The 20,688-nt window shown below is 64.6% G+C and carries 17 protein-coding genes; 10 read left to right on the top strand and 7 right to left on the bottom strand.

All coding sequences use genetic code 11. The features are described 5' to 3' along the window. The 6 genes from ACFI9K_RS20125 to ACFI9K_RS20100 are packed head-to-tail and all read left to right on the top strand — an operon-like array spanning position 1 to position 5,776. Positions 1 to 1,413 carry an MSMEG_0567/sll0787 family protein gene (locus ACFI9K_RS20125; protein WP_462665151.1) on the top strand — a complete coding sequence of 471 codons (1,413 nt, stop codon included), beginning with the start codon at positions 1 to 3 and terminating at the stop codon, positions 1,411 to 1,413. After that, complete coding sequence (locus ACFI9K_RS20120) at positions 1,410 to 2,291, top strand: carbon-nitrogen hydrolase family protein (RefSeq protein ID WP_283550274.1); 882 nt, start codon at positions 1,410 to 1,412, stop codon at positions 2,289 to 2,291. Before ACFI9K_RS20125 ends, ACFI9K_RS20120 begins: the two co-directional genes overlap by 4 nt. Next, positions 2,284 to 2,574 carry an MSMEG_0570 family nitrogen starvation response protein gene (locus ACFI9K_RS20115; RefSeq protein ID WP_027495242.1) on the top strand — a complete coding sequence of 97 codons (291 nt, stop codon included), beginning with the start codon at positions 2,284 to 2,286 and terminating at the stop codon, positions 2,572 to 2,574. Before ACFI9K_RS20120 ends, ACFI9K_RS20115 begins: the two co-directional genes overlap by 8 nt. Continuing rightward, positions 2,571 to 3,860 (top strand): MSMEG_0569 family flavin-dependent oxidoreductase, encoded by a 1,290-nt coding sequence (locus ACFI9K_RS20110; RefSeq protein WP_462665150.1) that lies wholly within the window; start codon positions 2,571 to 2,573, stop codon positions 3,858 to 3,860. The genes ACFI9K_RS20115 and ACFI9K_RS20110 overlap by 4 nt, the downstream gene beginning before the upstream one ends. Positions 3,861 to 3,866: 6 nt before the next feature. Further along, positions 3,867 to 4,718, top strand: a complete 852-nt coding sequence (locus ACFI9K_RS20105; RefSeq protein ID WP_283550271.1) for a carbon-nitrogen hydrolase family protein — start codon at positions 3,867 to 3,869, stop codon at positions 4,716 to 4,718. Beyond that, a complete protein-coding gene (locus tag ACFI9K_RS20100; RefSeq protein ID WP_462665149.1) occupies positions 4,715 to 5,776 on the top strand; it encodes an MSMEG_0565 family glycosyltransferase in 1,062 nt (353 codons plus the stop codon). Before ACFI9K_RS20105 ends, ACFI9K_RS20100 begins: the two co-directional genes overlap by 4 nt. Here ACFI9K_RS20100 and ACFI9K_RS20095 read toward each other — a convergent pair. From ACFI9K_RS20095 to ACFI9K_RS20085, 3 genes are read right to left on the bottom strand one after another with little or no spacing between them, the layout of a single operon-like run. After that, on the bottom strand, positions 5,758 to 6,789 hold the full coding sequence (locus tag ACFI9K_RS20095; RefSeq protein WP_462665148.1) for an adenylate/guanylate cyclase domain-containing protein: 1,032 nt from the start codon (positions 6,787 to 6,789) through the stop codon (positions 5,758 to 5,760). The two genes, ACFI9K_RS20100 and ACFI9K_RS20095, sit on opposite strands and share 19 nt — an antisense overlap. After that, a complete protein-coding gene (locus ACFI9K_RS20090; RefSeq protein ID WP_462665147.1) occupies positions 6,782 to 8,209 on the bottom strand; it encodes an HAD-IB family hydrolase in 1,428 nt (475 codons plus the stop codon). The genes ACFI9K_RS20095 and ACFI9K_RS20090 overlap by 8 nt, the downstream gene beginning before the upstream one ends. After that, positions 8,206 to 10,503: a glycerol-3-phosphate 1-O-acyltransferase gene (locus tag ACFI9K_RS20085; RefSeq protein ID WP_462665146.1), complete on the bottom strand. Its 2,298-nt coding sequence runs from the start codon at positions 10,501 to 10,503 to the stop codon at positions 8,206 to 8,208. Before ACFI9K_RS20085 ends, ACFI9K_RS20090 begins: the two co-directional genes overlap by 4 nt. Positions 10,504 to 10,884: 381 nt before the next feature. On the opposite strand from ACFI9K_RS20085, the gene ACFI9K_RS20080 reads away from it, so the two are divergent. Both ACFI9K_RS20080 and ACFI9K_RS20075 read left to right on the top strand, forming a co-directional pair. Further along, complete coding sequence (locus ACFI9K_RS20080; protein WP_462665145.1) at positions 10,885 to 11,595, top strand: DUF6319 family protein; 711 nt, start codon at positions 10,885 to 10,887, stop codon at positions 11,593 to 11,595. A gap of 66 nt (positions 11,596 to 11,661) precedes the next feature. Beyond that, entirely contained in the window at positions 11,662 to 12,318 is a 657-nt protein-coding gene (locus ACFI9K_RS20075) for a chymotrypsin family serine protease (protein ID WP_462665144.1), read from the top strand. Between the two features lie 87 nt (positions 12,319 to 12,405). On the opposite strand, the gene ACFI9K_RS20070 is transcribed toward ACFI9K_RS20075, so the two are convergent. Then, positions 12,406 to 13,077: a TetR/AcrR family transcriptional regulator gene (locus ACFI9K_RS20070; RefSeq protein ID WP_462665143.1), complete on the bottom strand. Its 672-nt coding sequence runs from the start codon at positions 13,075 to 13,077 to the stop codon at positions 12,406 to 12,408. A gap of 135 nt (positions 13,078 to 13,212) precedes the next feature. On the opposite strand from ACFI9K_RS20070, the gene ACFI9K_RS20065 reads away from it, so the two are divergent. Continuing rightward, a complete protein-coding gene (locus ACFI9K_RS20065; protein ID WP_462665142.1) occupies positions 13,213 to 15,372 on the top strand; it encodes an MFS transporter in 2,160 nt (719 codons plus the stop codon). 197 nt (positions 15,373 to 15,569) lie between these two features. Here the strand turns inward: ACFI9K_RS20065 and ilvD are convergent, their stop codons facing one another. From ilvD to lppU, 3 genes are all read right to left on the bottom strand, one after another. Next, a complete protein-coding gene (gene ilvD, locus ACFI9K_RS20060; RefSeq protein WP_462665141.1) occupies positions 15,570 to 17,282 on the bottom strand; it encodes a dihydroxy-acid dehydratase in 1,713 nt (570 codons plus the stop codon). Positions 17,283 to 17,490: 208 nt separating this feature from the next. Next, positions 17,491 to 18,930, bottom strand: a complete 1,440-nt coding sequence (locus tag ACFI9K_RS20055) for an MFS transporter (protein ID WP_462665140.1) — start codon at positions 18,928 to 18,930, stop codon at positions 17,491 to 17,493. Next, a complete protein-coding gene (lppU, locus tag ACFI9K_RS20050) occupies positions 18,927 to 19,532 on the bottom strand; it encodes an LppU family putative lipoprotein (protein WP_462665139.1) in 606 nt (201 codons plus the stop codon). The genes ACFI9K_RS20055 and lppU overlap by 4 nt, the downstream gene beginning before the upstream one ends. Positions 19,533 to 19,636: 104 nt before the next feature. Between lppU and ACFI9K_RS20045 the strand changes: the two genes are divergently transcribed. After that, entirely contained in the window at positions 19,637 to 20,686 is a 1,050-nt protein-coding gene (locus tag ACFI9K_RS20045) for an ATP-dependent DNA ligase (RefSeq protein ID WP_462665138.1), read from the top strand. The last annotated feature ends 2 nt before the right edge of the window (positions 20,687 to 20,688 follow it).

Genomic DNA, 20,688 nt, shown 5'->3' with positions numbered 1-20,688 from the left:
ATGTACGGGTTGGATGCGCAGGATCTTGCCGGATTATCAGGCGCTGCAATCAGTGTCGTGGAGTCCGAATACTTGGTTCAACCGTGCGAGAGCCCGGCCCAACTGAGCGCGTACCGGGCTATGCGTAGAGAGACGTTCGTCGCCGAACAGGGCTTGTTCACCGGTACCGATCACGACGACATCGATGACGATCCCCGCACGGTCGTTCTCGTCGCCACCGACCGGGACGGCACCGTGCTCGGCGGAGTACGGCTGGCACCCTGCACGGCAACGGATCTCGGATGGTGGGCCGGCAGCCGACTGGTGGTCGCCTCGTCAGCCCGCACATCCGGAGTGGGGCCGGCGCTGGTTCGTGCGGCTTGCGCGCATGCCGAGAGTCGGGGCGTGCTGCGTTTCGATGCGACGGTGCAGCAGCGTCACGAGCCACTGTTCACCCGACTCGGCTGGATCAGGCGCGGAGACGTGAAGGTCGCCGACACTCCACACGTGGCGATGTACTGGCCCATCGACCGAATCGAACGGCTGGTGTCGTCGACCAAGGCGATGCTCGCCGGTGTTCTCGCGCCCCTGAAAGCGCAGCCACTGGGGCTCGGTGTCAAAGGCTTTCGAGGCGACGACGGAGTGCCGGTACCGGGAAGCGACATGATCGCAGCCTGTGATGCGATCATTCCCTCGATGGTCGACCGCGATCCGGAATGGGCCGGCTGGTGTGCGGCACTGGTCAACCTCAACGACCTGTCGGCGATGGGTGCCGACGCAGTCGGCATGCTCGATTCCGTCGGAGCACCCACGCAGTCTCGACTGACCCGCATCATCCGCGGTCTCGCCAATGCGTCCGTGGCGTGGCAGGTTCCGGTGCTTGGAGGCCATACTCAGGCCGGGGTTCCGTCGTCGCTGTCGGTCACCGCGCTGGGTCGCACGACCGACCCGGTTCCCGCGGGCGGCGGCAGCGTCGGCGATCGGTTGACACTGACCGCAGACGTCGAAGGCGGTTGGCGTCGTGGATATCAGGGTCAGCAATGGGATTCGACGTCACGACGCAATTCCGCCGAATTGGCGGTGATGGCATCGTTCGTCGCCCGAACCGCTCCCAAGGCCGCCAAGGACATCTCGATGGCCGGCTTGGCGGGCACTACCGGGATGCTGGCCGAGGCCAGCGGAACCGGTGCCGTATTGGACATCTCCTCGATCCCGAAGCCCGACTCGGCATCGATGGGTGAATGGATCACGTGTTTTCCCGGGTTCGCGATGATCACCGTGGACCGTCCCGGTGCACCGACTGCACCGTCCGGACCTGCACTGTCCGCAGAATGCGGAGAGCTCACGAACATTCCGGGCGTCGCCTTGCGATGGCCCGATGGAATCACCACTCGCGCGGTCACCTCCACTGTGACCGGATTGGGAGAAGCATGAACGACATCACGATCTCCGTGGCCGCAGCCGAATTCGGCCGCGACATGGAACAGGGATACGCCACTATCGCCGCCCTACTCGAGGAATCGCGTAATCGGGGTAGTCAACTGCTGGTGCTACCGGAAGCGTGCCTGGGCGGGTACTTGCCCAGCCTCGGCGGCGGCGACGAGACCGAGGAATCGCGACAGCGCCGGTTGAAGGCACTGCCGCCGGCCCTGGAACTCGACGGACCGGAGGTCAAGCGCGTCATCGACATGGCAGGCGATACCGTCGTGACGTTCGGGTTCTGCGAGAAGGACGGCGACACCCGTTACAACGCCGCAGTGACCGTCGACGGCAGCGGCATCCTCGGTTCGTACCGCAAGGTGCATCAGCCACTCGGCGAAAACCTGTGCTACGACGCAGGAGAAAGCTACTCCGCCTTCGATACTCCGGTCGGTCGTATGGGCATGCAGATCTGCTACGACAAGGGATTCCCCGAGGCTGCACGGGAACTCGCGCTCGACGGTGCCGAGATCGTCGCATCCATCTCTGCATGGCCGACAGCACGGACCGCGACGGTGGAGAACATGGAAGAAGATCGGTGGAAGCAACGCTTCGACATCTACGATCGCGCTCGCGCACTGGAGAATCAGATCATCTGGGTGGCGGCAAATCAGGCCGGTACCTTCGGTTCGCTGAGGTTCGTCTGCAGTGCCAAGATCGTCGGGCCGGGTGGTGAAATCCTCGCGGGAACAGGCGTCGAACCGGGCTTGGCCACGGCTACCGTCGATGTCGAGTCGCTCATCGGTGCGGCACGCGGCGGCGGCATGTACAACCTGCGCGATCGGCGTCCCTCGGTCTATCGGACCATCACCAAGGAGACGGTCCATGCCTGAGATGTCGTTCGTGGTGCGATGGCCAGACGGACGCGAACAGTCCTGCTACTCGCCCTCTTTGGTGATGCACGACTATCTGAGCCCCGGCCAGGAATACCCGGTTGCCGAGTTCGTGCAGCGGACGTCCGAGGCATTGACCGTGGCGAGCGATCGAGTTCTCGCCAAGTTCGGTATGCGGTGCACGTCGGCCGCGCAGCAAATGGAAGAGATCCACGGTGTCAGCGCGTCGTATCAGGCCGGTGCCGTTCGCGTACTGAGTATGTCGGGAGCCGAATTGCTATGAATGCGAACACTGTCACCGAGCACCACAGCGTGATCGTCATCGGCGGCGGGCAGGCCGGCCTGTCCATCAGCTGGCATCTGACGCAGCGCGGCATCGACCACGTCGTACTGGAACGCGACACCATCGCCCACGAATGGAAGGACTCGCGCTGGGACAACTTCACCCTCGTTACCCCCAACTGGCAGTGCGCGCTCCCCGGGTACTCCTACGACGGTGACGATCCCGACGGGTTCATGCAGCGCGACGAGGTCTACGCCTTCGTGAGGCGCTACGCCGAAAGCTTCGCTGCGCCCGTCCGCGAACATGTTTCGGTCATGAACGCGCTGCAGAGTGCAGATGGCGGCTTCGACCTACTCACCTCCGCCGGCCCGATGCACGCCGATCGGATCGTCGTTGCCGTCGGCGGCTACCACATCCCGACCATCCCGCGTTTCGCCGAGAAGCTGCCCCGTGACATCGTCCAGATCCACTCCTCCGAATACCGCGGCTCCCATCAGTTTCCGGACGGTGACGTGCTCGTGGTCGGTACCGGCCAATCCGGTGCGCAGATCGCCGAGGATCTACACCTGGACGGTCGGCGCGTGCATCTCGTCGCGGGTACCGCACCTCGTGTCGCACGCTTCTATCGCGGCCGTGACTGTGTCGCCTGGCTGCACGACATGGGCGTCTACGATGTCTCCATCGAAGATCAACCCGGTGGCGTCGGCAAACGCGAGAACACGAACCACTACGTCACCGGCCGTGACGGTGGTCGCGACATCGACCTGCGCGCATTCGCCACCGAGGGGATGCAGCTGTACGGCCGACTCCTCGGGGTCGAGAACGGCGTTCTGCAATTCGCGCCCACCCTCGAGGCGTCCCTCGACGCTGCCGATCGGGTCGCCGAGAGCATCAAGGACAACATCGACGCATATATCGAACGTGAGGGCATCAGCGCGCCCACCGAGGACCGCTACGTTCCGGTGTGGCGTCCGGAGTCCGAGACGACCGAGCTCGATCTCTCCGACGCCGACATCACGGCGGTCGTCTGGTCGGTCGGCTTCCGTACCGACTACCGGTGGCTGAAGGTAGGGGCGTTCGACGGCGAGGGCCACCCGACGCACAACCGCGGCGTGACGTCCGTTCCCGGCCTGTATTTCCTGGGCCTGCCCTGGCAGCACACCTGGGGTTCGGGACGCTTCGCCTCGGTGGCCAGAGATGCCGCGTTCCTGTCGGATCAGATCGGCCTGGAAATCAGCGCCTCGAAGTCGCAATCATCGGTACAACCCCAGAGCCAGATGGCCTGATCGGTCATGGCCCCCATCAAGATCGGCGCGCTGGCAGCACATTTCGGACGAGACGTCGATCGGGCCGTACTGAAGATCACGACGATCATCTCCAGTGCAGCCCGAGAGGGTATCGATCTTCTGGTGCTGCCCGACGCGTCCCTCGGGGGCTACATCAACAGTCTGAGCAATCCGGACCCGTCCGAGTTGCCGCCCACCCTCGATCCGGACGGTCCGGAGCTGGCCGCGATCATTGCAGCGGCGGGTGAGATGACGGTGTGCATCGGGTACACCGAACTGTCTAAAGGGTTGCGGTACAACGCTGCTGCATGCCTGACGGGTGACGGCATTCTCGGTAGTCACCGGAAGGTGCATCAGCCGCTCGGAGAATCGCTGGCCTACGCGGCCGGTGATCGTTTCGAGGCTTTCGATACACCTGTCGGGCGGATGGGAATGCTGATCGATTACGACAAGACGTTCCCGGAGTCGGCGCGCACGCTCGCACTGGACGGTGCGAGAATCATTGCGGCGCTGTCGGCGTGGCCGGCCAGCGTCACCGATCGTGCGTCGTCGCTGCCGAACGATCGGCAGTCACGACTGTTCGATCTGTACGACGCTGCGCGCGCCGCCGAGAATCAGGTGGTGCTCGTCTCGTCCAACCAGACCGGGGTGATGGGGTCCCTGCGCTTCCTCGGTCAGGCGAAGATCGTCGGTCCCGGTGGAGACGTACTGGCCAAGACGTGGTCCAAAGGCGGGTTGGCCGTGCACGAGATCGACGTCGACGCCGAGGTCGATCGGGCTCGGAGAGGATTGCACCACCTGGCCGAGCGACGCGTGGATGCCTACCCGAACCTGTTGCAGGAGAAGCCGGATCGATGAAGATCGCGCTGTTGACCTACTCGTCGAAGCCGCGCGGCGGAGTGGTGCACACGTTGGCACTGGCCGAGGCACTGGCGCGCGCCGGGCAGGACGTCTCGGTGTGGTCGCTCGGTCGCGGCGGCGACAGTGAGTTCTTCCGCAGCGTCGACCCCGCTGTCACTGTGCGGATGGTGCCGTTCTCCCATCGCGAGAACGAGAGCGTCGGCGAGCGGATTCTGCGATCGATCAGCATTCTGCGGCAGGCCTTCACAGCTGACGAGTACGACATCGTCCATGCTCAGGACTGTATCTCGGCCAATGCAGTCGGCCGGTGCATCAGAACCATCCATCATCTCGACGAGTTCACCACGCCCGAGCTGGCGGCATGCCACGAACGCGCGATCACCGCACCGTACGCACGTATCTGTGTGTCCGCTGCGGTGGCCGACGACGTGCGGCGGGGTTGGGGATTGGACCCTACCGTCATTCCCAACGGGGTCGATGCCGAAAGATTCTCGGCAGCTGCCGAATCCGGCCGAACCCACTGGCGCGAGAAGCTGGGCCGCTACGTGCTCGCGGTCGGAGGAATCGAGCCGCGCAAGGGCAGTCTCGACCTACTCGACGCGTTCTCGCGGCTGGCCGACCGCAATCTGCGGCTGGTGTTCGCCGGCGGCGAGACGCTGTTCGACTACCGCGACTACCGCGCTGAATTCGACCTGCGCGCGACGGAACTCGCTATCGAGCCGGTGATACTCGGGACCGTCGACGACGACGAGCTTCCGCATCTCGTCGCGCAAGCCGCGGTCTTGCCGTTCTTCTCCACCAAGGAAGGCTTCGGTCTGGCCGCCATGGAAGCACTGGCCGCATCGACTCCCGTCGTCGCACGAGATCTTCCGGTCTTGCGAGAAGTGTTCGGGGACAGCGTCACCTATGCGTCGTCGGTGGGGTCCATGGCAACCGAGCTGGAGCGTGCCGTACGAGAACCTCGTGATCGTCTGCCGGGTCTGGCACTGGCACGCAGCCTCACCTGGGACGAGGCTGCGCGTCGACACCTCGAGTTCTATTCCTCGCTCCTGTGACCGCCCCGCTTGTTGCGTTCGAGTCGATGAGGCTTGAGTTTGTGGAAACCCTTGACCCGGAGTGAGCGGACCGATTTCAGGTAGAACTCGGAATCGTGGCGTAGTTCTTCGGTCATCACCGTGTCGACGAGAGTTGTTCCGGGATAGGCGGAACTGGTCAGGCGCGCGGCCATGTTGACCACCGATCCGTACAGATCGCCGTACCGGGCAAGAACCGGGCCCCACGCCAGCCCGACCCGCAGGTCCGGCATGTCCTCCTGCTCGTTGAACGCGTCCTGCAGATCGAGGGCGATGTGGGCAGCATCCTCGGGGCTCTGCGCGCTGAACATCACTTCGTCACCGACGTTCTTGATCACCGAACCACGTCCGCGCGCAATGATATTGGTGGCCAGAGACTCGAACTCCTCGAGGAGCGTCGTCAGCTCACCGATGTCGAGGCGACGCGTCAGGCTGGTGTAACCCACCATGTCGGCGAACCCGACCGCCATCGTGGGGCTGTCGGAGGCGTCGTCGGGTGCGGCGATGGATCGACCGGCGGCGGCTGCGAGGTGACGTCGCCAGGTGTATCCCTGTAGTGCTTCGAGCGTCGGAACCGTTTCCGCGGCGATTGCTCGGGCGTTGCGCCGGATCGCGTCGATGTCGTTCTGGTCTTCGTCGCCATCCACGATGCGCTCGAGTATGTGAGAGTTCACAACGCCGACTTGCCATTCCGCGAGCCGGGACATCGACTGACCGAGCGTCCGCGCGATCGCGACCTCCATCTCGGGCTTGATCACCTTCTGCGCGGTGAGGGCGGTGATCAGTTTCAGAGCCTCCAGGTCCGCGTCGGTGTAGACGAGAGCCTCGGTGTCGGTCTGGACGGGGAAACCCATGCCGATCCACAGGGCGATGACCCGCTCGAGTGGAATGCCCGACTTCTCGACGATGTCCGCCCGGTTGTACTTGGGCTCGCCGCCCAGGAGATTGCGTTCGATCTCCGTCTGTACTACCGAGTTGATCTGGTTCTCAGGCATATCCCAACGTTCTGTCGAAATAGGAACGGACATCGTCCACGTACTCGTCGATCTTGTCGGGCTCCCAGTCCGTAGTGGGGATGGGCTCGCCGACGGTGACCTTGACCGTACCGGAGTGGACGGTGAAATCCTTTTTCCACATCACGTCACCGGCATTGTGGATGACGATGGGCACGATGGGGACGCCTGCCTGCATGGCCAGGTGAAATCCACCCTTCTTGAATCGTCCGAGACGCGATGTCGGCATTCGCGTGCCCTCGGGTGCGATCGCGACCGAGATGCCGCTGTGCAACTTCTCTATCGCGGGACGCATGGCCTCGCGCGCTTGTGAGGGATCACCGCGATCGACGTAGGCGACGTCGAAGATTCTGCCCAACAGTGCGAATCGTGGGTCTCGTTCCAGTTCGCGCTTCGCCACGGCGGTGATGTCGCGCCGGAGGATGGACGTGACGATGATGGAGTCGGCCGTGCTCTGGTGGTTGAACATGAACACCGCGGGCCGCGCCGACCACGCGTTCTCGGTTCCGGTGACGTCGAGCTTCACGCCGGCGATGGTCAGCGCGATGTCCGGAGCGATGGTGCTGGTGATGTTCGCGCCGTTGCGACGGCTGCGGGTCAGAATGCCCAGCCCGAGTCCGATCGACGCGCTCGCCAGTACCGAACCCAGAGCAGCCGTACTCCGGACGGCCGAGGTGAGGTCTGTACCGCGCTTGGGCTGGTCCAACGTCAGAGCCGGCCACTTCTTCTTTGCTGCATAGCGTGCGAGGTCGGGGTCCGGGTTCAGTGCGACGGGGCGTCCCACGGCCTCGAGCAACGGCACGTCCTCGCCGCCGTTGGAGTAGGCGAAGCAGCCTGCCAACGCGATTCCCTCGCGCTCGGCGTAGTCGATCGCGGCCTGCGCCTTGCGCGGACCCCACAACGAGTCGCCGACCAGCTCACCGGTGAGGATGCCGTCGGTGACCACCGGAGTGGTGCACAGCAACTCCTCGAACATCATGTCCTGCTGCACCGGTAGCGCCTGGTACGGCGTGGCAGAAGTCGCCATCACCAGTCGATGTCCGGCATGCCGATGTGCCTCGACGAGGGCACGGGCCTGTGGGTAGATCATCGGCGCGATCTCGTTGCGAAACAGCGTGTAGGCCTGTTCCATCAGGTCTTCTTCCCGACGTCCCTCCAGACCGCGGACGGCCTTGCCCATCAGGTTGTCGACCGGGGAGTTGCGCATCCGCATCTCGACGACGGCGCTGGAAATCTCCCACAGCTCCTTGACCGTCACGTCGAGGGTCTTGAGGCGCTCCAGAAAGACAGCGCGAGCAGAGAACCCGTTGATCAGGGTGCCGTCGAGATCGAAGAATGCCACGGTGTCTCGGCCCGGTGGTGCGGCGGCGATCGCGATCAATCGATCGTCGAACTCGGTCATGAATTGTTCTCCTCGGGGGCCGAGATCGGTTCGACCTCACTGAGCATCTGATGGGCCATGTCTCGGATCGTGCGCACCTTGCGGGCCCACTCGTCGATTTCCAGTGCGAAGTCTCGGCGTCGGCGCGCGACTCTGTCGGAGCTGGAATCGACGAGATCGCGGTTCTCGGCCAATTGCAGTGCCGTATCGAACAATTCGCCGGAGATGGCCTCGCTGTGATCGAGCTGTTGCCGCAGTCGCCTGGCCTGCGCGGCCCCGAGGCATTCCGCAATGAACGTGGCCTTGTCGAACTCGCCGCTCTGGGGTAGCAGCATCAGCTGATCGGCCACCACCTGATACGCCTCGAAGATGGGCTGCAGAACTCGATGTGCCAGATGCAGATCCTGTGACCGAAGTTGATGCGCAGCATAATCGGGATCGCTGATCTTGGTTCGCCAGTCCGGATCGATCAGGTCGACCTCGGACTCCAACCGCTGCCCGAAGTCTTTCTTGTCGCCGAAGAAGAACTCGAACTTGAGAAGGTCGCGCAAGCGAAGCGCCGATTGCCACAACGACTCTTGCGTCAGGGGCGTCGAATCACCGCTGGTCGGGAGGACTACCAGTTCTCCGATGGCACGCATGACGAAGAAGTGAATTGCGTTGTTCCGGAAGAACGCCGCGACGAGATGCTTGTCCTGTGCCAGATAGAACAGGGGCTCGGGGCCGTCGTCGAAACGCTTGACGACGTTCGCGTTGACCTGAGCGACGACGGCCGAACGCACCACGTCGACGTCGGCGATGTCTACGCCTCCAGCGGTGGGCAGGTTACGCCGTTTGATGTAGCGGGCGAGCGGGGCGATGATGGCCCACATCTCGTTGACGTTGAGTGCGCGATCCTCGATGCCCAGCAATGCCATCGTGACCAGAGCCGCCGGGGTCACCGGTGTCGCATCGTTGATCGCGTGGGAAACGCCGAGCGCGATCTTCTGCACCGCCACGCGCTTGTCGGTGTTCTCGGCGACGATCGATGCCACCGACATCGGTTCGCCGAAGTTCAGATACACGTTGCCGCGCAATGTCCCTTGCGCGCGGATGTACCCGATGGCCATTCGAATACCCTCGGCCTGCTTCTTCGCTCCGTGCGACTCTTCGGCCATCGCGCCGACCTCGTGCAGACGGTCGTAGGTGATGGATGTCGGGATCAGGTAGACGTCCTCTGCGTCGCTCGACTCGAGCGCGTCCACCAGGTAGGTGAGCAGGCCGAACCGCGGCGGACGAAGCTTGCCGGTGCGGCTGCGTCCGCCTTCGATGTACCACTCGAGGTTGAACCGCTTGCTCAGCAGAAAGCTCATGTACTGACGGAGCGTCCACTTGTAGATCGCGTCGGAGAATTTGCGTTGGATGAGTACGACGCCACTGCGTTTGGCGATCGGACCCAACGGCCAGAAGCCGACGTTGATGCCGCCCATGACGTGATTGAGCGGCAGTCCCTCGGCGAGCAGCGCGGGGCGCAACACGAGGGGGTCGAGGTAGGAGCGGTGGTTGGGTAGGAACACCAGCGGATAGTTCTTGTTGAGTTCGCGGACCTTCTGCAGTTGATCGCGATCGACGTCGACCTTGTACGCGCGGGAGAAGTACGCCCCGAGGGTTCCCCACATCTCTACTGCCCGACGGGTCTCGGTTGCGACCATCTCACCGAGAATGTCGTTGACGCGCTTGTCCACCGTGTCGCGATCCTGACCGACCTCGTCTGCGAGCGCGGTGATGCCGTCGCGGAACTTCTTCTGCTCCGTCATGTCCTCCACGACGAATCGCGGAATCTTGTACTCGGAGCCGATGACGCCGCGCTCGGCCTTGTCCAAAGCCAGACTCGCCTGACGCAGGATGAACGACGACAGCGAGGTACCGCCGCCCCGCTCGAATCGATCCTGAAGGTCACGCAGGGTGGCGGGCTCACCGACCAGCACCGCGGAATGATCGGGATCGTCGTTCGCCACCCACCGCTGCCATACCTGGGTGGGCTTCGATCGGCCGCGCGGAGCGAAGATGCGATGCAGAATGCCGTTCTTGCGATCGGACAACGTCACGCGCAACGGAATGAGAAGTGGATCGTCGGCGAATCCGCGAACACTCTCCGCCAGTGAGGTTCTCGCTTCACCGGAGAGCACGACCGAGGGGGGCCGGGGTTCCCCGTCGGGGGTGGTCGCATCGATCCACTGATTCAGTGCCTGAACCTCGAGGGTGGATTTGGCGTCGAGCAAATACACGTGCGGACCGTCGCTGAGCGACTGTTCGTCCGCGTCGAGGTGGTGCATCGATACTCCTGTTCCGTGCCCGTACAAGAAGGGGCGGTCGCCAGGTTACGCGGGAGATAGCGGCCGCGAGGGCGGTTCGGGTGAGGTGGCGAAGGGACGAAAACACATGTGCGTGTCGGGAGTCGACGTCACGTCGAGTGGACTCGAGGGGCGCGTGGAAGAGGCGTCGTATAAAATAAGGGCTATCGGCCTTCTCGGCCAACCAATCTGACTGTTAATCCAAGTAACAGTTACTTACGGTTACAGATACTTGGGCGAGCTGCCATCGGTGACGACGACCCGAAATCTGCGAACTCGACGTGTCCCACGCCCGGTCGATGACATCGGCCGAAGAACTGTGCGACAGTATTCGCAAACACTTTCGAGAAAGGCCGGTAGTCGATGCCACCCCGTGGGCGCGCCGTGAACGATTCGTTGACCCTAGAGAATCTGACGACGCTGGCCGCGGCGCTCGCCGAGGGGCGTCGGGCCACCGTCTATCTTCGCGAACCGAACCCGAGCCTCGGACTGCCCGACGGTACGTCGGCCAAGGTGGTCTCGATCGACGGCAACACGGTCACCATCAGCCCGAAGGGCGTCAACGACGAATTGCCCTACGAGGCAGAGGAACTACGCATCACCCGTAACGCGGCAACCCCGCCCGCACCGGCCAAGCGCGTGCCCGCGAAGAAGGTGGCGCCGCCGGTGATCAACGGGTCGGCTCGAACAGAAGCAGTCGCGGCGCCGCCGGCACCTGCAAAGGCAGTAGTGCAACAGCCGACGGCAGTGGCGGAACAACCTCGGGCGCAGCCGCAGACCCCTCGTCGAGCCAAGAAGGCTCCGGGCGGGGTCAGCGTGACGATTCATGCCGGGGCCGACAACGATTGGTCGGTCACCGTCACCCAGGGTGCGAAGCGGCCGACCAAGGCACAGTCCGTTAGCCCGGAGTCGGTGAGCCGGGCGGTGCGCGAGTTGGGCGATCCCATCGCGCGCGACGCGGTCGAGGCCGTTATATCCCACGCGCGCGAGGAAGCCGCTCGGCGCGTCGCAGAACTGAGCCGTCAACTCGAGGAAGCGCGCACCACGCTCGCAGCCCTCGAGCAGGACGTATGAACCACTCGCTCGTGTTCGTACACCTGTTGTTGCTAGGGTTCTGCCGACACCGCTGAGAGGGAGTACATGTTCAAGAAATTCATGCTCGTCGTCGTGGGGGCTGCTGCAGTCGTAGCCAGCGTCGGCGTGGGGACCGCATCTGCGGCCGCTCCAGCTGCTCTCGGCGGCGGCTCGGGAATCATCGTCGGTGGTCAGGCGGAGTGCACGCTGACCACGATTGGTAACGACCGTAACGGAAATCTCGTCGGTTTCACCGCCGGCCACTGTGGCCAAGCGGGCGCCTCCATCGTCCCCGAGTACGACACCTCTCTCGGTGAAGTCGGCCGCATTGCGTTCTCGAACCCGGAGTACGACTACGCCCTGATCCAGTTCGACCGTGACAAGGTTGCACCGATCAACCGCGTCGGCAACGTGACCATCTCTCAGGTCGGCCCGCCCACGGCGTTCCCGAACATCGTGTGCAAGGAAGGCCGTACCACCGGCAACACTTGCGGCCTCGCGTACGGCGACATCCTGCAGTCGCAGGAGACCTGGGCCCAGCTGTGCGTCGTCGAAGGCGACTCGGGCAGCCCGGTCGTCGTCGGCAACACCCTCGTCGGCATGGTCAACGCCTACCTGGGCGTGGCGTGCTTCGGCCCCGAGGTCGGCACCAACTTCGACACGATTCTTCGCAACGTCGATCAAGGCAACGGACTCGGCGCAGGATTCGTACCGGCTCCCTGACGATCCGGCAGTTCGCATCGAATGCCCCGCCCCGAGCAACGACATGCTCGGGCCGGGGCATTCGTCGTTTCGAAGGTCCGGCGATGGTCAGCGGACGCCCATGGACGAGTCGAACTCCCGCACATCGGCCAGGATGCGTTCCGCGTCCTCCGGGGCGATACCCAGCAACACCAGGCTCGACGTCGTGGCGGCCCCCGCCGGATCGGTCAGCAGTCCGGCGTTGGTGGCGTCGAGAATCGACAGCGCGATGGCCTCGATATTGAGAATCAGAACCTCGGCGGCGAGGTACGAGGAGAACACTCCCTCACGTTGTCCTCGCCGGATCACTGCGGCGGCCGACTCGCGCATCGGAGTCAGTAGATCGTGAATGCTGTTGTGTCCCAGATCGGATCGGGCGACCGCGAGGAGCAGCCGGTACTGATCACCGACGCGTGTCAGGGCGAGCGTCTGCCGCACGAACACCGTCACCGCTGATTCGTCGGCGGCAGGAACGCGGCCGAGAGCCGCCGAGATGCGCTCCGCCGCTTCCAGGGCGATACCGTCGATCAGGGCTTCGCGAGAGGCGAAGTGGGCATAGACGGTTCGCCGAACCACCCCTGCGGCGGCCGCGACATCGTTGATGGTCGCATCCGGATTGTCTGCCAACACCCGTTGTGCGACTTCGAGTATTTTCGCGCGATTCGACCGGGCGTCACGTCGCTGCGCGGGCGGCGCGGCGGCATCCCGTGCAGTCGATCCGGACTCCGTCGTCTTGCGCACAGATCAACAAGTAGCACGATCGCGCGCGCAGAGTGTGGCTGCCGCCACAAAAGATTGCCGATCCTAGACGATTCTTCTTAAGCTGCACAGCACTGTGCAAGGTGTGTCGGCACTTTGCCAACGGGGGGGAACACAATGACGTTGCTTGCGATGACGCCTGTCCAAGATATGCACAAACCGTATCCACGACGCTGGTCGGCTCTGGTGGTCTTGTGCCTGAGCCTGCTGATCGTGGTCATGGCCAACACCTCTCTGTTGGTCGCAGCGCCCTCGATGACTCTCGACCTGGGTTTGACGAGTAGCGATCTGCAATGGGTGATCGACGGGTACACCGTCCCGTACGCGTCGCTGATGCTTCTGTGCGGCGTGATCGGCGATCGCTACAGTCGCCGCGGTGCGCTGATTCTCGGATTGATCATCTTCGTGGCAGGTTCGATCGCCGGGGCACTCACCGATGCCACCCTGGGCGTCATTCTGGCGCGCATCGTCATGGGAGTTGCTGCGGCGATCGTCATGCCCGCCACCCTGTCGCTGTTGGTCTCCACCTTTCCGAAGCGAGAGCGGGCCACCGCAGTCACCGTGTGGGCGGCAACCTCGGGGCTTGCCATCGCAGCCGGACCGTTGCTGGCGGGTTGGCTTCTCGAGAGCTTCACCTGGCATTCGACATTCCTGATCAACGTTCCCATCGCCTTGGCAGCCATAGTCGGAGCGGTGATCCTGGTTCCGCCGTCGCGAGCCGTCGAACCCGGCGCGATCGACTGGGTCGGTGGATTGCTGTCGGTACTGGCCGTATCGACCGTCGTCTACGCCATCATCGAGGGAATGCACTTCGGCTGGACCGTCGGTCCGCTGTACTTCGGGCTCGTCGGCCTGCTGTCGATCATGGGCTTCGTGGGATGGGAACTACGCCATCCCAATCCGTTGCTCGACGTCCGGATGTTCTCGTCCCGCATCCTCGGCGGTGCGACCCTTGCGGTGCTGGTGTTCTTCCTCGTCACGTTCGGTGCGATCTACTTCGTCGCTCAGTACCTCCAATTCGCCCTCGGCTACGGCCCGGTGTCCACCGGCGTGCACCTACTGCCCTTGGCCGGAGCAGTATTCGTCGGTTCCGGAATCACGATGTGGCTCACGCCCAAGCTCGGACCACGCATCACCGTGACCGCAGGCATGATCGTGGGAACGCTGTCGGTCGTGTCGCTGATCGGAATCGATTCGTCGGCAACGTATTACGACTTTCTTCCCGTGCTGACGCTGCTCGGTCTCGCGATCGGACTGTCCGTCTCGCCCTGCACCGACGCCATCATGGGCGAGTTCCCGGACAGCAAGCTCGGTGTGGGCGGTGGACTCAACGACACAGCACTCGAACTCGGCGGATCACTGGGAATCGCCCTGCTCGGGTCGGTACTCGCCGCGTCCTACCGGCAGGGAATCGAAGGCTTCCTGCTCACGTTCCCGGGCAAGCAACCGAACGGCCAGTACACCGGGCAGGCAGCGGAAGGGCTTGCTGCATCACAGGATTCGCTTGCCGGTGCAGTGATAGTGTCCGACATCATTCGTGCCAACAACGCGTTTCTCAGTGGATTTGCGGACAACCTGCAGGCCAATGCCGTCGCTGCGTTCGGCCAGGCAGTAGCGCACACGAGTCTCGTCGCCGCCGTGGTGTTCGGCGTCGGCACGGTGATAGTGGCGCTGCTGATCCCGTCGAAGATCGCAGAACTGGCACCGTCGTCGGCGAGGATCCCGTTCGAGCCGATCGTGCCGTTCGTCGTTCCGCCGGCCCGGGATGGAGCGGCGGACCGCGAGGTGGCCGAACTCGAGCAGCTACTGGAGCGGCCGTCGGCCGAGAAGAACGACAAGCCCCGTGCGGTTCAGGCGTTGCCGGCCGCCGAGGAAGCCCCCTCGAAGGGTGCGCCGAAGCGCCTGCCGGCGCGTACCGTGGCCGAGCCGGCTCTGGTGAACGCGGAACTCGGACGCCCGAGCATCTACCAGCTTGCCTCGAGGGTGTACGAACTCGATGTATCGGTCGCCCGACAGGCCAAGACGGATGCCAAGTCCGGCGAGCGGGTGACCATCCATCAGCTCGCGTTGTCGAACCTGGCGCGTACCCGACGGGTAGAGGCCGAGGAAGCGCTCGACGCCGCACTCGAACTCAGCGATCTCCCGGTTGCGCCCACGCCCACGCAGGCCAAGCCCACAGCTCCTCTGCAGACCTTCTACCAGCGAGCCAGCAGGCAACACGCGAACTGCACCGAATTCAAGGAGCGCTCGAGTTCCATCTGGGCAATGCCGTTGTAGCTGGTTGCCCAGACCCCGCCCGCACCCCGACCCGCCCGCCACCGCACTTGGGATCAATGCGACTTTGTTGCACTCTGACCGACTGAAAGTCACATTGATCCCATCCCCGGGACCGAACAGGGGGCTGGGTCGGGGCTGGCAGGGCTTACAGGGCGGGCAGGGCTTGCGGGGGCAGGGGTGGCAGGCAGGGGCTAGTGCTAGATCAGCACCGCACCGTTCGAGGCCGATCCCACCAATTTCGAGTACTTGGCCAGTACTCCGCGGGTGTAGCGCGGCGGCAGCGGAGCCCAGCCCTGTGCGCGGGAGTCCAGTTCGGCTGCGTCGACCAAAAGGTCGAGGGTGCCCTTGCCGACGTCGAGTCGGATTTGGTCACCGTCGCGAACGAAAGCGATGGGACCGCCGTCGACGGCCTCGGGGGCCACATGTCCGACGCACAGGCCCGTGGTTCCGCCCGAGAATCGACCGTCGGTGAGCAGCAAGACGTCTTTGCCGAGTCCGGCACCCTTGATGGCTCCGGTGATGGCGAGCATCTCACGCATGCCGGGGCCGCCCTTGGGCCCTTCGTAGCGGATGACGACGACATCGCCTGCTGCGATGGTGCCGTCCTCGAGAGCATCCATCGCTGCGCGTTCACGCTCGAAAACTCGTGCCGTTCCGACGAAGACGTCGGAATCGAAGCCGGCGGACTTGACGACGGCACCGCCCGGAGCGAGTGAGCCCTCGAGGATGGTGATGCCGCCTGTCGGGTGGATCGGCTTGTCGAGAGCGCGCAGCACTTTGCCGTCGGGATCGGGCGGTGCGATGTGAGCGAGGTTCTCGGCCACGGTCTTTCCGGTGACTGTCATGCAGTCGCCGTGCATCAGGCCCGCGTCGAGCAGAGCCTTCATCACCACGGGGACTCCGCCGATGGCGTCGACATCGGTCATGACGTGCTTGCCGAATGGTTTGACGTCGGCGAGGTGGGGAACTTTCGCGCCGACGCGGGTGAAGTCGGCCAGCGTCAGTTCGACCTGGGCTTCGTGGGCGATGGCCAGCAGGTGCAGCACGGCGTTGGTGGATCCACCGAAGGCCATGACGACGGCAATGGCGTTCTCGAATGCTTCCTTGGTGAGGATGTCGCTGGTGCGAATGCCGCGTCGGAGAAGATCGACGACGGCCTCGCCGCTGGCGTGCGCGAAGCCGTCCCGACGACGGTCCGGTGCCGGCGGAGAAGCACTGCCGGGCAACGACATTCCCATGGCCTCGGCGGCGCTGGCCATGGTGTTGGCGGTGTACATGCCGCCGCAGGCACCTTCGCCCGGGCAGATGGCGCGCTCGATGGTGTCGACGTCGGCCCGCGACATCAGTCCACGCGAGCAGGCACCGACTGCTTCGAAGGCGTCGATGATCGTCACCTGGTGCTCGCTGCCGTCGGACAGGGTGGCGAAGCCGGGAAGCGTGGAACCGGCGTAGAGGAACACGCTCGCGAGGTCCAGACGTGCTGCGGCCATGAGCATTCCGGGCAGGGACTTGTCGCAACCGGCGAGCAGCACCGAACCGTCGAGCCGCTCGGCGCTGATGACGGTTTCGACGCTGTCGGCGATGACCTCACGGGAGACCAGCGAGAAGTGCATGCCCTCGTGGCCCATCGAGATGCCGTCGGACACCGAGATGGTGCCGAATTCGAGGGGATAGCCGCCGGCGGCGTGAACGCCCTTCTTGACTGCCTTCGCGAGGCGCTCGAGGGAGAGGTTGCACGGGGTGATCTCGTTCCACGACGACGCGACGCCGATCTGCGATTTACCCCAGTCGTCGTCGCCCATCCCGACGGCGCGGAGCATGCCGCGGGCGGCAGTCTTCTCCAGTCCGTCGGTGACGTCGCGACTACGTGGCTTGACGTCGACTTCGGGTGGATTCTGCGGGGTCGTCATGACACTCCTGAACGGTCGGCGGTCGTGGACTCTCGTGGGGTTCCACAAGCTCCCCTGCTGGGCGGCACCGTCAACACTAAACCTGTGGCCGCGGCCCACGATCGGCGTGCACCCAACTCGGCTGCCGCGACGCCCTCCGTCGATCGACGAACTGCCGTGTCGAGCACTGTCGGCATCGGCGTTCCGGTGGACGACGCAACCCCGTGCTTCACACGATGCGCCGGCGTGCTGTGGGCGGCGACGTCATGTCGCAGTGCGGCGGGCAGTCTGTCCTGGGTGCGTTTCCGCCTCGGATCAGGACCGCCGCGATGATGGCTCCGATCACCAACAGTCCGGCGCAGATCAGCATCGCCGTGTGAAATCCTGTCGAGAACACCTGCGGTGCAGAATAATCGGCCCCCGCGATGCCGGCGAGCGCGGGCAGCGCAGCCACGGCGAGCAGCTGACTGGTGCGCGCGACGGCGTTGTTGACCCCCGACGCAATGCCGGCCCGATCGGTCGACACCGCGCCCAGGACGGCCGCGGTCAGCGGGGCGACGAGCGTGCACAGGCCGAGGCCGAACACGAGGACCGCGGGCAGAATGTCTGTGACGTAGCTGGATCCGGGGCCGATGCGCAGCATCAGCAACAACCCGAGGGCGGACAGCAGTGGCCCGACCGTCATGGGAATGCGCGGTCCGATTCGTCCGGCCAGTCGGCCCGCGCGGGCGGACAGCGCGAGCATCAGGGCGGTGATCGGCAGCGTCGCCACTCCGGCCGCGATGGGTGAGTAGCCCACGGCGAACTGCAATTGCAGCACGAGCAGGAAGAACACTCCGCCCAGGGCCGCATAGACGGTGAAGGTGACGAGATTTGCCGCCAGAAACACTCGGGAGGCGAACAACGACGGCGGCACCAACGGATCGTGTGAGCGCCGTTCGATCACCACGAACACCCCGACAGCCACCACCCCGAGCGCCAGAGCCACGATGTGCGACTCGATCAATCCGTACGTGAGCAGACCCAGTGCCGCCGCGACCGTCACCGCGCCCGGTGCGTCCAGCCGACCCGATGCGTGCGGATCTCGACTCTCCGGAACGTGTTTCGCGGCCACGGCCACGACGACGACAGCGAGTGGGATGTTGATCAGGAACACTGCGCGCCACCCGACTGCGTCGACCAACCAACCGCCGAGCAACGGGCCGACGGCCGACGCGACGCCGCCCAAACCCGACCACAGTCCGATTGCCGCTCCCCGATCCTCGCCCTGGATGGACGCCGAGATCAGCGCAAGAGAGCCCGGCGTCAGCAGCGCGGCACCGACGCCCTGAATCAGCCGCGCCGCGATCAGCACCTCGATGCTGGGAGCGAGACCGCACAGCACCGACGCCGACGCGAACCACACGACGCCCCAGATGAATACCCGTCTGCGGCCCAGCCGGTCACCGAGCGAGCCGCCGAGCAGAATGAGCGAGGCGAGCGCCAGGGTGTAGCCGCTCAGCGTCCACTGCAGACCGGTGACGCCGGCATCGAGGTCTCGACCGATCGCCGGCAACGCGATATTGACCACGGTGGCGTCGAGCATCGCCAGAGCCGAACCGAGCACCGTTGCCGCGACGATCCACCGACCCCTGGCGCTGGAGAGCGAGACGGCCGGGGTGTCGGTCACAACCGCTCGACACAGACGACGAAGTTCCGGGTTTCCTTCTCGTAGCCGTAGAGCGCCGGGTCGGGGCAGTCGTCGACCGAGGAGGTGCCCTGCAGGATCGTCACGACGCGTCGGGTGTCGGCTCCGGGTGTGGCGCAGTCGACGCGTTGGGCGAACTCACCGACGATGTCCATGCAGCCGCCGACGATCCAGTCGATATCGAGGCACAGGGCACCTTGCTCGATGTCGAAGTAGGTCTCGTAGTAGTACTGATCGGCATCCGCGGGGCATTCGGCCGAGGTCGGAGTCTTGGCGAAGACGACGTAGTTGGACTCCGGCGATCCGCAGGTTGCGTTCGCGATGGTGGCCTCCTCGACGGATCCGCCGAGGTTGACGCACTGGCCGATCTCCACGTCGATGTCGACGCTGCCACCGTTGTCGATATCGGGTGTCGGGGTAGCGGTGGTGGTGCGAGGCGCACTCGTCGTGGTGGGCGCGATGCTGGCACCCGAGATGGCGACGGCGGTTCCGGACACCTCCGATGAGCACCCGGCGAGTATCAGGGCCGTGCATGCCGCCAGCGCGAGGACGACTGCGCGGACCGAACGGTTGGATGACGCCATGGTGAGTCCTGCCCTCGTCGATTCGACCGTGCTGAGTGCAGCGATCGTCTGTGTGTAGAAAATATCGGACTCCGTTGTCGGCCGCATGAGGCAGGATGATCTGCGTGGATCTTCCTGTTGCCGTGCCGGTCGCACCGATGCTCGCCAAAGCCGCCAAAGTGGTGCCCGCCCAGCCCGAGGACGGGCCGCCGGCATGGTCGTACGAGCCCAAATGGGACGGTTTCCGCGCCATCGTCTTCCGCGACGGCGACGAGGTGGTGCTCGGTTCACGCGGCGGCAAGGACCTTGCTCGGTACTTCCCGGAGGTGGTCGAGGCAGTCAAGGCAGAGCTGCCGGAGAAGATCGTGATCGACGGCGAGATTGTCGTGCCCCGGGAGAAGAACGGTTCCACTCGGCTGGATTGGGAGTCGCTCTCGGAGCGCATTCACCCCGCGGCGAGTCGGGTGACGATGCTGGCGGAGAAGACACCCGCGCAGTTCATCGGGTTCGATCTGTTGGCGGTCGGCGACGAGGATCTGACGAGCGAGCCGTTCTCGACGCGCAGAGCAAGATTGCTCGACGCGGTCGGCACCGGAGGGCCTAGCTGTTTCGTCACCTCCGCCACCGACGATGCTGCGGTGGCCGAGGATTGGTTCGAGCGGTTCGAGGGTGCGGGGCTCGACGGTGTGGTGGCCAAGAAGCTCGACGGGCTCTACCTTCCGAACAAGCGCGAGATGATCAAGATCAAGCATGCGCGCACCGCCGATTGCGTCCTGATCGGGTATCGAATTCACAAGTCCGGCAACGGTATCGGATCGCTACTGCTCGGTCTCTACGACGGTGACGACCTGCGCATGATCGGCGGCGCATCGGCGTTCACCGACAAACGCAGACTGGAGCTGCTCGAGGAACTCGAACCGCTGCGACTCGGCGAGGACGTCACCCACGAAGGTGAAGCGACTCGCTGGAATTCGTCCAACGACCGCAACTGGATGCCGGTGCGCATCGAGCGAGTGATCGAGGTGGCGTACGACCAGATGGAAGGTGCGCGGCTACGGCACGTGGCCCGGTTCCTGCGTTGGCGACCGGATCGCGATCCGCGTTCCTGCGCATACGATCAGCTCGAAGTCCCGGTGCGCTACGACGTCGCCGATGTGATTGCGGGGGGACGATAGCC

It is taken from the genome of Rhodococcus sp. PSi06 (genome assembly GCF_054960675.1).
Note: the sequence above shows the minus strand (reverse complement) of the source record. Positions and strands in the feature narration are given on the sequence as shown.

Coding starts and splice junctions, on each gene's coding strand:
- ACFI9K_RS20115 (WP_027495242.1), top strand. CDS start 2,284: ATGCCTGAGATGTCGTTCGTGGTGCGATGGCCAGACGGACGCGAACAG.
- ACFI9K_RS20075 (WP_462665144.1), top strand. CDS start 11,662: ATGTTCAAGAAATTCATGCTCGTCGTCGTGGGGGCTGCTGCAGTCGTA.
- ACFI9K_RS20110 (WP_462665150.1), top strand. CDS start 2,571: ATGAATGCGAACACTGTCACCGAGCACCACAGCGTGATCGTCATCGGC.
- ACFI9K_RS20105 (WP_283550271.1), top strand. CDS start 3,867: ATGGCCCCCATCAAGATCGGCGCGCTGGCAGCACATTTCGGACGAGAC.
- ACFI9K_RS20100 (WP_462665149.1), top strand. CDS start 4,715: ATGAAGATCGCGCTGTTGACCTACTCGTCGAAGCCGCGCGGCGGAGTG.
- ACFI9K_RS20120 (WP_283550274.1), top strand. CDS start 1,410: ATGAACGACATCACGATCTCCGTGGCCGCAGCCGAATTCGGCCGCGAC.
- ACFI9K_RS20095 (WP_462665148.1), bottom strand. CDS start 6,789: ATGCCTGAGAACCAGATCAACTCGGTAGTACAGACGGAGATCGAACGC.
- lppU (WP_462665139.1), bottom strand. CDS start 19,532: ATGGCGTCATCCAACCGTTCGGTCCGCGCAGTCGTCCTCGCGCTGGCG.
- ACFI9K_RS20085 (WP_462665146.1), bottom strand. CDS start 10,503: ATGCACCACCTCGACGCGGACGAACAGTCGCTCAGCGACGGTCCGCAC.
- ACFI9K_RS20065 (WP_462665142.1), top strand. CDS start 13,213: ATGACGTTGCTTGCGATGACGCCTGTCCAAGATATGCACAAACCGTAT.
- ACFI9K_RS20080 (WP_462665145.1), top strand. CDS start 10,885: ATGCCACCCCGTGGGCGCGCCGTGAACGATTCGTTGACCCTAGAGAAT.
- ilvD (WP_462665141.1), bottom strand. CDS start 17,282: ATGACGACCCCGCAGAATCCACCCGAAGTCGACGTCAAGCCACGTAGT.
- ACFI9K_RS20090 (WP_462665147.1), bottom strand. CDS start 8,209: ATGACCGAGTTCGACGATCGATTGATCGCGATCGCCGCCGCACCACCG.
- ACFI9K_RS20125 (WP_462665151.1), top strand. CDS start 1: ATGTACGGGTTGGATGCGCAGGATCTTGCCGGATTATCAGGCGCTGCA.